General features: G+C 34.2%; 11 protein-coding genes. 9 read left to right on the top strand and 2 right to left on the bottom strand.

What is annotated here, in order from left to right:
* The first annotated feature begins 1 nt into the window (after window position 1).
* The 5 genes from uppS to murI all read left to right on the top strand — a co-directional run bounded on the left by uppS (window position 2) and on the right by murI (window position 5,990).
* A complete protein-coding gene (gene uppS, locus AC1RRQ_RS05095; protein WP_071636372.1) occupies window positions 2-742 on the top strand; it encodes an undecaprenyl pyrophosphate synthase in 741 nt (246 codons plus the stop codon).
* A complete protein-coding gene (locus tag AC1RRQ_RS05100; protein WP_493021948.1) occupies window positions 675-3,452 on the top strand; it encodes a BamA/OMP85 family outer membrane protein in 2,778 nt (925 codons plus the stop codon). Before uppS ends, AC1RRQ_RS05100 begins: the two co-directional genes overlap by 68 nt.
* Window positions 3,453-3,494: 42 nt before the next feature.
* Window positions 3,495-4,544 carry an OmpH/Skp family outer membrane protein gene (locus AC1RRQ_RS05105; RefSeq protein WP_493021949.1) on the top strand — a complete coding sequence of 350 codons (1,050 nt, stop codon included), beginning with the start codon at window positions 3,495-3,497 and terminating at the stop codon, window positions 4,542-4,544.
* Between the two features lie 14 nt (window positions 4,545-4,558).
* Window positions 4,559-5,062 (top strand): OmpH/Skp family outer membrane protein, encoded by a 504-nt coding sequence (locus AC1RRQ_RS05110; protein ID WP_207539250.1) that lies wholly within the window; start codon window positions 4,559-4,561, stop codon window positions 5,060-5,062.
* Between the two features lie 151 nt (window positions 5,063-5,213).
* A complete protein-coding gene (gene murI / locus AC1RRQ_RS05115; RefSeq protein ID WP_071636369.1) occupies window positions 5,214-5,990 on the top strand; it encodes a glutamate racemase in 777 nt (258 codons plus the stop codon).
* Window positions 5,991-5,994: 4 nt separating this feature from the next.
* Here the strand turns inward: murI and bamG are convergent, their stop codons facing one another.
* Together bamG and AC1RRQ_RS05125 are read right to left on the bottom strand one after the other, a co-directional pair.
* On the bottom strand, window positions 5,995-7,233 hold the full coding sequence (gene bamG, locus AC1RRQ_RS05120; protein WP_493021950.1) for a BamG family beta-barrel-assembly machinery protein: 1,239 nt from the start codon (window positions 7,231-7,233) through the stop codon (window positions 5,995-5,997).
* Window positions 7,234-8,565, bottom strand: coding sequence for a DUF4270 family protein (locus AC1RRQ_RS05125; RefSeq protein ID WP_493021951.1), 1,332 nt, complete (start codon window positions 8,563-8,565; stop codon window positions 7,234-7,236).
* A 230-nt stretch (window positions 8,566-8,795) separates the two neighbouring features.
* Here AC1RRQ_RS05125 and AC1RRQ_RS05130 point away from each other — a divergent pair, with 230 nt between their 5' ends.
* Genes AC1RRQ_RS05130 through AC1RRQ_RS05145 form a run of 4 tightly spaced genes read left to right on the top strand, consistent with a single transcriptional unit; the run spans window position 8,796 to window position 12,083 of the window.
* Window positions 8,796-9,638 (top strand): DUF6268 family outer membrane beta-barrel protein, encoded by an 843-nt coding sequence (locus tag AC1RRQ_RS05130; RefSeq protein ID WP_493021952.1) that lies wholly within the window; start codon window positions 8,796-8,798, stop codon window positions 9,636-9,638.
* Between the two features lie 17 nt (window positions 9,639-9,655).
* Window positions 9,656-10,663, top strand: a complete 1,008-nt coding sequence (locus AC1RRQ_RS05135; RefSeq protein ID WP_493021953.1) for a Kelch repeat-containing protein — start codon at window positions 9,656-9,658, stop codon at window positions 10,661-10,663.
* Window positions 10,653-10,982, top strand: coding sequence for a DUF4907 domain-containing protein (locus AC1RRQ_RS05140; protein WP_493021954.1), 330 nt, complete (start codon window positions 10,653-10,655; stop codon window positions 10,980-10,982). The genes AC1RRQ_RS05135 and AC1RRQ_RS05140 overlap by 11 nt, the downstream gene beginning before the upstream one ends.
* Window positions 10,983-12,083, top strand: coding sequence for a sensor histidine kinase (locus tag AC1RRQ_RS05145; protein WP_493021955.1), 1,101 nt, complete (start codon window positions 10,983-10,985; stop codon window positions 12,081-12,083).
* The last annotated feature ends 40 nt before the right edge of the window (window positions 12,084-12,123 follow it).

The raw sequence follows: 12,123 nt of genomic DNA on the forward strand, positions 1-12,123 counted from the left end.
AATGAATTTACTAGACTCTATAGATCAATCAAACTTACCAAAACATCTGGCCATTATCATGGACGGAAATGGACGCTGGGCTAAACAGCAAGGCTTTTTAAGAGCTTTTGGGCATGAAAACGGCACAAAATCTGTAAAAAAAACAATAACTACCTGTGCTAAATTGGGCATCGAGTATTTAACCTTGTATGCTTTTTCTACAGAAAACTGGAATCGTCCTAAATTGGAAGTTGAAGCATTGATGAAAATATTAATTAATTCTTTAAAAAAAGAGCTAGTTACCCTTCAAGAAAACAACATCAGGCTTAATGCAATTGGAAATCTTGAGAAATTGCCAAAAAGTGCTCAAAAAGAGCTTTTAGATGTTATTGAAAAAACAAAAAACAACACCCGCCTTACCCTGACTCTTGCCTTAAGCTACGGATCTAGGGAGGAATTGGTAAATGCCGTTAGAGTGATTAGTGATAAAGTTAAAAATAATATAATTTCAATAGACACTATTGACGATTCAATTATAAATGAGCATCTTTACACGCAAAATTTACCTGACGTAGATTTATTAATACGAACAAGTGGAGAACATAGAATAAGTAATTTCTTGCTTTGGCAGATTGCCTACGCAGAATTGTATTTTACTAATGTCTTGTGGCCAGACTTTAAAGATCAAGATTTATATGAGGCTATTATTAGTTATCAAAAAAGAGAACGTAGATTTGGAAAAACCAGTGAACAAATTAAATAATTTTTTAGTGTTGCAAAAAAGAATACCACAAATAATCTGTACCCTTTTACTATTGGGTAGTTTTTCACAAATAAAAGCTCAAGATAGAGTTCCTTTTGATCAAGGAAAAAAATATATTCTGGCTAAAGTCTCTGTTGTTGGTAAAATAAGCTTCAATGAGCAAACCGTTGTTACTTTTTCGGGCTTGCAAAAAGGGCAGGAAATAACCGTTCCGGGCGAAGAAATCACCAGCGCAATTAAAAAATTAGGTAAACTTGGTCTTTTTGACGAGATTGCCTTCTATATTAATAAGGTAGAAAACGATAGTATATATCTGGACTTAGATATTGTCGAACTTCCTAAATTAAACGAAGTTAAGATAACCGGTGTCAAGAAAAGTAAGATCGAAGGTCTTATTAAGGACAACAATTTGACCAAAAATAAAATTGTCAACGAAAACTTAATTACTACGACAAAAAACTACATAGAAAACAAATACAAAAAAGACGGTTTTTACAACACAAAAGTTGTTATTACTACTACCCCTGATACCACAGCAGGAAATCAGGTAAACATGTTGGTAAGAATCGACAAAGGAGATAAAGTAAAAATCAGTAGTATTGATTTCACTGGAAACAAGCAGCTTACCGATACGAAGCTGAGAGCAGCCATGAAAGATACGAAACAAAAAAATCTGCTTCGTGTTTTTAAAGCCTCTAAATTCATCCCTGAAAAATACAAAACTGACTTAGAGAAAGTTATTGCTACTTATAAAGAAAAAGGATATCGTGATGCACGTATTATTTATGATTCTGTTACTTACAACAAGAAGAAAAATATGCTTGCCATTAAAATTGATGTCGAAGAAGGAAACAAATATTACTTTGGAAACATTAAATTCTTAGGAAACACAGTATATTCTGATCAGCAGTTAAACCGTTACTTAGGTATTAAAAAAGGAGAAGTTTATAATGGTGTAATGTTAGAAAAACGAATCGCAGACAACTCAAAACCTGACGGTGAAGACATCACAAACTTGTATCAAAACAATGGTTATTTATTCTCTAAAATTAATGCTGTAGAGGTAAAAACTGTAAATGATACTATCGACTTTGAAATTAGAATTACAGAAGGACCAATTGCATACTTCAACAAAATATATGTTACCGGGAATGACAAAACAAATGACCACGTAATTTACCGTGAGTTAAGAACTAAACCAGGAAACAAATACAGCAAAGAAGAATTAGTTAGAACAATTCGTGAAATTGGTCAATTAGGTTTCTTTGACCCTGAGGCTATCAAACCTGAATTTAGAAACGTTGACCCTGCTGCAGGAACAGTTGATATCGAATACCAATTAGTAGAAAAAGGATCTAGCCAGGTTGAACTTCAAGGAGGTTACGGCGGAGGAGGTTTCATTGGAACCTTAGGTTTATCTTTTAACAACTTCTCGGCAAGAAAATTATTTGATAAAGATGCCTACAAACCGCTTCCTATGGGAGATGGTCAAAAAGTAGCGCTTCGTTTACAAGGAAGTACTTACTTCCAGACTTACAGTTTATCGTTCTCTGAGCCTTGGTTTGGAGGGAAGAAACCAGTACAATTTAGCTCTTCAATATCATACAGTAAACAATATAATAACAATTATCTTACAAGAACTGTTGATAGAAGCCAAAGTTTTAATATTTTTACAGTACAAGTTGGTTTAGCAAAACGTCTTACTGTGCCTGATGATTATTTTGTATTATCACAATCGGTTAGTTACCAACACTATGATTTGAATAATTATTTTACAGGATTGTTTACCTTTGGTAACGGAGCGTCAAGAAACTTAGCATATACAATTGGACTTTCAAGAAGTAATAAAGGGGTAAATCCAATATTCCCAACTTATGGTTCTGAGTTCAGTATCTCTGCAAAAGTAACACCTCCTTATTCATTATTTAACGGAGTTAATTATGGTGATTTACAAAACCAAAAAGAATATAAAACACAATATACAGGTTCGACTATAGCAACAGGTATCGACGGACAGGCTATTAATCCTGGAGATTATACAAAAGCACAAACAGTTAATGGTCAAACAGGAACAGTAAGTGTAGGATCTGATTACAAGAGCGCTGATACAGATGTGGGGAAAGTCGATCAAAAGAAATACAACTGGTTAGAATACTATAAAGTGAAGTTTAAAGCAGACTGGTATACTAAGATTTATGGAAAACTAGTTCTTAGAACGTTAACAGAATTTGGTTTCTTAGGTGCTTATGACCAATCCAGAGGTGTTGTACCGTTTGAGCGTTTCTACTTAGGAGGAGACGGAATGGCGCAGTATTCTATGGATGGTAGAGAAACAATACAGTTAAGAGGTTATCCTAATAACTCGTTGACACCAATTATTGAAGACAAAACAAATCCTAGATATGGACAGCAGACTGGAGCTACGATTTATAACAAATTCTCGATGGAATTACGTTATCCAATCACATTAAAATCATCTGCTTCTATCTATGCCTTGACGTTCCTGGAAGCTGGATCATCATATGATGGATTTAAAAACTATAATCCGTTTGACTTGAATCGTTCTGCAGGAGCAGGTTTACGTGTATTCATGCCGGCATTTGGATTATTAGGTATTGATTTTGGTTATGGTTTCGATGCGCTTCCTGGATCTGTGACAAATAAAGCTAATGGTTGGGAAACACATTTCATTATTGGACAACAATTTTAGAAATAATACGTTTGGTTAAAAATCAGCAAATAAAGTTATGTTATGAGAAAACAATTTTTATTTATATTTTTAGCCTTGATTGTAGCTAATACAAGTCAGGCGCAAGGCAAGACAACTAGAATTGGTTACATTGATATGGAGTATATTCTGGAAAATGTTTCTGATTATAAAGAAGCAAAATCACAATTAGAGCTTAAAGCTCAAAAGTGGAAACAAGAAATTGAAGCCAAAAAATTAAATATAAATACCCTTAAGGAAAGCCTAAAAACAGAAAAGGCTTTACTTACCAAAGAATTAATTGAAGAAAGAGAAACAGAGATCAAGTTTCAGGAAAGTGAAATGCTTGATTATCAGCAAAAGCAATTTGGGGCTGATGGAAATTTAATGAGACAAAAATCTGCTTTGGCAAAGCCAATTCAGGATCAGGTTTTTACAGCGGTTCAAGATATTGCCGAAGCTAAAAATTATGATTTCATTTTTGATAAATCATCAGATTTAACGATGCTTTTCAGTAATAAAAGATTCGACATAAGCGATCAGGTGATCCGTATTTTGAATAGAACTGACAAAAGAGAACAGTTGACTAAAAAACAGCTGAAAGATCAGGAAGCTAAAGAAATGAAGGAAAATGCAATTGATGAAAATCCAGCAATGGCAGATCGTCAAAAAGTATTAGACGACAGAAAAGCAGCCAGAGAGAAACTGATCGAAGACAGAAGACTGGAACAAGAGGCTAAGAAGAAAGAATACGACGATAGAAGAAAAGCTATTCTGGCAGAAAGAGAAGCCAAAAAAAATGGCACGGTTTCTGAAACAGCAAAACCAGCAGAGGGCGCAAAAACAACCGAAGCTGCAAAACCAACTGGAACTGCTGAAACAGCAAAACCAGCTGGAGCAACTGAAACGGCAAAACCGGCAGGAACAACTGAAACAACAGAACCTGCAGTAAATAAAGCAGAAGAAAGACAAAAGCTTTACGAGCAGCGTAAAAAAGAATTAGAAGAAAGAAGAAAAAAAATACTCGAAGAACGAGAAGCGGCTAAAAAAGCAAAAGAAGCCGAAACACAAAAAACAAATACGACCAATAATTAATTAATTTTTTAAAAATGATGAAACAAATCAAAACTTTACTAATTGCTGCAATACTAATTTTAGGAGCAAGTAACACAATGAACGCACAGGCTAAAGTTGCCCATGTTGATGTTAGCGAGATTATGTCGAAGATGCCTGCTATGCTTGATGCTCAAAATCAGCTGCAAAAATTAAGTGGGACATATGATGCTGAATACAAAAAAATGGTTGACGAATACCAAACTAAAATCAAAAAGTACGAAGCTGAAGCTGCTACAGTAACAGAAGCTGTAAACGGAGATCGTTCTAAAGAAGTTCAAGACATGCAAAAAAGAATTGTTGACTATAGAGACAATGCACAAAAAGAACTACAACAAAAAGAAACTGATATCGTAAAACCATTAATGGAAAAAGTAAGAGCTTCTATCCAAAAAATTGGAAAAGCTAAAGGTTACCAATACGTTTTAGATGGTTCTACTCTTTTATTAGCTGATGGTCCAAACATTACTGCTGATGTGAAAAAAGATTTAGGATTCTAAGAAAACGAATTCCTTTAAAAAACTGCTAAAATTTCGAGTAAATTTTAGCAGTTTTTTTTTTACATTTATTTAAAACTAAAAAATTATAATTTTATAAGATTTGACGTAAATTGAAATATATTTTTTCTTCAAAAAATACTAAATTTGCACTATGACAAACAATAATCCTATAGGCGTTTTCGACTCTGGAATTGGTGGAACTTCCATCTGGAGTGCCATTCATGATTTACTTCCAAACGAAAAAACAATTTATTTAGCTGACAGCAAAAATGCGCCTTATGGTCAAAAAACAAAAGAGGAGATTGTTGCATTGAGCAGAAAAAATGTTGATTTTTTACTCGAAAATAATTGCAAGTTAATTGTCGTTGCCTGCAACACGGCAACAACAAATGCCATTAGAGAACTTCGTAATGAATACGATGTTCCCTTTATTGGTATAGAGCCGGCAATAAAACCTGCCGCTACTAATTCTAAAACGCAGGTTATTGGAATCCTGGCTACAAAAGGAACCCTTAACAGTGAACTGTTTAATAAAACAGCAGAAATGTTTCAGCATACTACAATTATCGAACAAGTTGGTCATGGTCTGGTTCAATTAATTGAAGATGGAAATTTGTATTCTCCAGAAATGACGCAATTATTAGAATCATATTTGCAGCCCATGATCGACGCTAATATTGATTATCTGGTTTTAGGATGCAGTCATTACCCATACCTGATTCCGCAGATAAAAAAAATCCTTCCGGAACACATTCAAATCATAGATTCCGGAGAAGCAGTAGCAAGACAAACTCAAAATATCTTAAGAGAAAAAGTTGGTTTTTCAGATGTACAAAGCAGCGATCCGGTATTCTACGTCAATTCGAATCCGGCTGTTTTAAAATCGATTTTGGAAGATAAATATCCGGTAATCGAAAAAGATTTCTAAACTGTTATTCGAACTTTCGTTTCACAAACCAAATTCCATCTAAAGACAAATTGATCGATATTTTATGATAGTTTTCTTTAATTAAATTATTTGAAACCGTTCCTTTTTGTCCATACGAATACGAAATATTTAAAGCCGAAAAAGTGTTTTCAATTGGCAGGTTAATCCCAAGAGAAACCGAAGCATTGTTAACCCTTTTTCCGTTTATTTCGAGATAACCGGTATCAAGATTGGCACCCGCAAAATACCGTACCCTATCCCAGTACTTCCTGAAATTCTTTTTTGGGTTGAAATAAGAAAACCCCAAAGCAAATCGATCCTGATTTACAAAATCTCCGTACAATTCAGATTGCTTGGTATCGTTCCATAAACTCTTTTCGTAATCTAAAGTAACATTTAGAACGTTCTTGAAACGTTTACTAACTCCTACTCCAATTTCCAGAGGCATATAATAATCGTCTATATCGGATGGTTTATCTGATTCTATAACGGTTACAACCCCATCTTTTGTAGTTTCAACCGACTGTACTTTTGAGCTTTTAACCCGCGATGGAAGTTTGACAGTACCTCCAATAGTAAAAGTAGAATCAATTACATACTGACCTCCTACTGTTGCGCGAACGCCATTATAATCGTTTCTTTTATGAATTGTGGTTATGGAGTTTAAAATAGTAAAAGTTCTATCGTCGACCGTGTTTCCAAACAATAAAGCCGCCGAAACTCCTACTGTTAGTTTTTTACCAAATCGATAACCATAAGAAAAATCAAAATTGTTTAATCCGCCAGAACCTTCGGCCGTTAAGCTATATGTTTCCTGACTGTCTGCAATAGGCAGTATCAGATCAGAAATTTTAAATGACGCGCTCGAGTACGGGCGCAAAGCCACACTGAATCCTGAATTTTTTGTAACAGGAAATGCAAAAGCAATATGCGAAAACTGAAAATTATTTCGTTTTTCAGTCAAAGTTTTATTCTCATAAGTTGCAGCTATTGCTTTTCCTCCCACATCCAGCATGAAGTGATTTAAGGGCATAAATCCTAAAGATGCCGGATTTAAATTATTAATAAAACTATCTGATGGCAATGCGATTCCGGAAGATCCCATTCCCGGCAGTGAACCAAAATCTGAATCGTACAAACTCCCTAATCCATATAAAGAATAAGGAGAGCTGGAAATACTTTGAGAAAATGAAGTAAGCGACATTAAAATGAAGCAGCTAAAAAGAACTATTCTATTTTTCATTTAATAGGAGATGTAATAAATTTTGAGTTGAATTTTATTGTCTACATGTTTTTGATCGCCTAAAACAATCCTGTTAACTGACTTTGAAATACCCGGCAGCATTAAGATTAAAGAAGACCTGGAATCAGATGTTTTTAGCATTTCTTTTTGCAGAAAGTTTCCAATCGAAATTGTATATCCAAGGTTTTCATTGAACTCATCGCTTTTTTTATTTAAGATTCCGTAAACAGAAGAACCTGCAGAATTCAGCAAAGGACTGCTGAGTCGGTTTAAATTATCGGCAACATAAATCCGCAGGGAATCAGCAAGAGGATATTCCTTAGAATAGGAATTATTAACTGGTTTTAAAAACAGCCGCGCATCGACAATAGCACCGTTGTTTGAAATGTATTTAAGCTGTTTTATATTAGGGAAATCAATTCGGCAGGCAATCCCGGTTCCAGATTGTATAAAACCCTGTTTGTTGGTTAACGAACTCGAAAGCTTACTGCTGGAAGCAGGTAAATTTTGAATTAAGGTTCCTGTTTTATCCGAAGAAATAGAATTAAACTGCTTTGCAATATCTAAAACCGAAAAATCAATATAATACGAGTCTTCTTTATCTGATTTGTATTTAGAATAATACAACCTGATTTTACTTGTCGAAGTATGAAAACCAATAACACTCGAAGAAGGAGAATTAGAAGTCGAAGGCACCAGTACAAGTCCTTTTAAATACTCAGTAAAAGTGTCGAAATCCGTAACCTCCCTGCTTTTTATTTTTTGGAAAATCCCTTCACCAAAGGCAGCACTCATTTTAATATTAATAGAGTCTTTTTCTGTTGGACGCGGTTTGTATGAAATACTTCCAAGACTTTCATTGCTGTAACTTAAAGTCGAACTGTTATAAAAATTAGAATCCTCTGTATTGGGTTTTACTCTTTGCGTTAATCGATGAATATCAAACTTTTGTACCTGCGTAGTATCTCCGTAATAATAATTATCATATTTAAGAATCATGGAGATCGAGTCGAAAACAAGATTTGCCGTCTCAGTATCTGATCCGCTATTCTTTAAAGCATAAGAAGTTCCGGATAATTGAAAATAGCTGTTTGACCTTACTTTTCCAAAAAGCGGATCGCTATAATTCCCTACCAAAATACGGCTCTGACTTGAGGTTAACAGCGAATCAATATTTATGGTAGACATATCGACCGTTACAGTATCAACAAGTACTACTTTATTGTTTACTGACAAATAATCAGATCCCACAACAAACTTTCCGGCATCAGTATCTGTACCGCATGAAAATATAGTAAAAACAAAAAACAACAATAATATAAACTTGCGCATAATCTATTTTTTGGGCAAATATAAATTGCACGCTTCTGCATGTCACTATAACATATACAGGCCAGTGTTTTTACCCTATAAAAGGCACGAAAGCATCTATAATAGAACTATGGAGGTAAATATCCCGTTCGACCTTTAAAACGACGATTTAGTCTATCAAAAAGAGTCATACATATATCTTCTTTTTTTTAAAACCTTCCCCAACCTACTTTTGAACCAATAAATAAGTAATGAAAATAAGGTTTATAATTTGTTCGGCTTTTTTAGTATCGGCTTTCAGTATTAAGGCACAGGAAAAGTTTTCGGTAAACATGAATTTAAAAACAGAACCAACAGATAAAATTGATTTTAACGAAACCGGCATTGGAGTCTTTTTCAGTAAAACATTAAACCCCAAAACAAGTATAACAAATACCTTGTCGTTTTCTAATTTGAATGTGAATTATGATGCAGGAAGCGCCGGAACATTTGAGAGTGTAGACGATCTGCGCCAGATTCAGAATAAATTCGAAATATCAAAACAGATTTTGAATTCGACAAAACTGAATTTTTCGCTTACGCCGATGGCAAGCTTTCAGCAGAATTTAGATTTTTCTGACTTCTCGCTTTTAGGAAGTTTTGAAATCAGCCAGAAACTGAACTCAAAAGCGACTTTTAATTTAGGAGCTGCGAGATCATCCGTTTTTGGAAATCCGAAGTTTATGCCAATTGCCTCTTTCAATTATAAAGTAAATGATAATACAAATGTGCTGGCTGGTTTTCCGGATTCAAAAATTTCGTATTCAAACAACATCCGAAATACATTCAGCCTGAACAATAATTTCAACGGAAGCTTTTACATTTTAGACGTTCAAAATAAGGCAGATAATACGGCTGCAAAAGCGGTTCTTTCGCAAATGACAACCTCATTTGAATACGAACGAAATGTCGAGAAAAACTGGTTTTTAAATTTTAAAGCCGGATATGATTTTGACAAAAAATACAAACTAACCGACAGCAAAGATCATACAGTTTATGATTTTAATACAGGCAATGGTTATGTTCTGGGAATTGGGATCAAATACAAACAATAAATAAAATTTAACAGACTATGAATAATTTAAAAAAAGGAATATTATTCGCAACAGTACTTTCGAGCCTCTTTTTTGTAAGCTGCAGTAACGACAATGACGATGACGATTTGATAGGAAACTGGATTAAAAAATCGGCATTTGACGGCCCTGCACGATCCAGCGCGACAAGTTTTGTAATTGGAGATTACGCTTATGTTGCAACTGGCTATACCGGAGATGTTTATTTGAAAGACTTATGGGCTTATGACTCAAATGGAGATTTCTGGGAGCAAAAAGCAGATTTTACAGGAGTAGGAAGAAGTTCTGCTTCGAGTTTTGCATTAAATCAAAAAGGTTACGTTGGCCTTGGTTACGATGGAACGAACAAACTAAAAGATTTTTATCAATACGATCCTTCCAGCAACAGCTGGACACAAAAAACAGATTTTGGAGGAACGGGCCGTTATGGAGCTGTAGGTTTTCAGGCAGCAGGAAAAGCGTATTTTGGAACGGGTTATGACGGAAATTATTTAAAAGATTTCTATCAGTACAACGACGTAACCAATACCTGGACACTTGTAAACGGTTTTAGCGGCAACAAAAGACGTAATGCTACTGTTTTTGTTATTTCGGATAAAGCCTATTTAGTAACCGGAGTTAACAATGGTTCTTATCAGGAAGATTTTTGGGAATTTAATCCGGCAACGGATGTCTGGACAAGAAAAAGAGATATCGATAAAGATACTAATGATGATGATTCCTACAATGACGATTATGCCATTACACGATCTAATGCTTCTAGTTTTTCTATGAACGGATTAGGCTATATTGTGGGAGGTGAAAACATTAAAACAGTTTGGGAATACAACCCATCGACAGATCTTTGGGTAGAAAGAACTCCTATGGAAGGTGCTACGAGAAGTGATGCTGTGGGTTTTGCAATTAACAATCGCGGGTTTTATATGTTAGGAAGAGTAGGCTCTGCTTACTATGATGATACATGGGAATTTAGACCTCAGGATGAACAAAGCGACGATGACAATTAATAATAAGCAATTCTTCTGGAGTAAAATCCGGAAGAATTTATTGATTTTGTTTCTTATTTTACAAATCGTTTCCTGTACAAAAAAGGATAATTTTAAAACAGAATCTTTTAAAACAAACTCAGGCTGGGGGTACTCGATTTCTTATAAAGAAAAAATTATAATCAAGCAATCGATTATTCCCGTCATAAATGACAGCAAAAGTTTTTCGACCGAACAAGACGCTTTAAAAACAGCCAATCTGGTTGTAGAAAAACTCAAACAAAACTTATCTCCAACGGTAACCAAAAATGAATTAATTTTATTAAAAATAAAATTATAAATGACACTAGATACCATTAAAAATACCAATTCAAATAAAATATTGTTCCACTTTATGATTTGGATTTTCTTCATTCTGACTTCACTAATTCAATTTTACGAAAGTCCATTTAGAATCAATAATGATTTCTATGCACAATGGGCAACAGGAATAATCTTGTTTTATCTGAATTATTTTTATTTGGTACCTGCACTTCTGCTTCAAAAAAAGTATTGGAAGTATTTTCTGTTCATTTTAGTCATTATTGGCATTTTCATGATTATCAGAGTTAATTATTTTATTCCTGAATTTAAACATGTAAGGCCAAGGATGATTCCGCCTGAAGATCTTAAATTAATCTATAAAGGACGAAGAACTACAGCCATATTAGCAACAAGACAACCCTTGTTTTTTAAAATTGCGCCTTCTTTTTTCTATATTTTAATTATTACAATAAGTGCTGCAATTCGAACTTTAACTGAGTTCTACAACAATCAGCAAAACAAATTAATTGCCGAGACACACAGAACGAGTACAGAATTAATATACCTGCGTAAACAAACAAATCCGCATTTTTTATTCAATTCCTTAAACAGTATTTATTCTCTGGCACATAAGAAATCTGATTTGGTCCCTGATGCCATCGTAACGTTGTCTGAACTAATGCGCTACATGCTGTATGAAACAGATAATAAAACGGTGGCTTTAGAAAAAGAAATTAACTACATCCAGAATTATATTGATTTACAAAAGCTCAGACTTAATAATATCGAAGACATTTTTATAAACGTTCATGGCGACACCAGAAACAAATTTATTGAGCCTTTGTTATTGATTTCTTTTGTAGAAAATGCTTTTAAATACGGAACAGATTATAAGGGTGCAGCGCACGTAAAAATCAAAATTTTCATTTCTGAAAACAATCTCGATTTTTGGATCGAAAACAGTATTGAAAACTATATAAAAGATCCTGAAAATTCGGGAATTGGATTGGTAAACATTCAAAACCGACTTGATTTGCTTTACCCAAATGCGCATGAACTGACTATAAACCAGGACGATCAATTTTACCGCGTACATTTAAATCTTAAATTAGATGAAATTCAAACTGCGGTAAATTAAATGTATTAACAAGAAATAGTATGGTAAACAACTAATTTAG

Source organism: Flavobacterium sp. GW821-FHT12A05 (assembly GCF_058807735.1).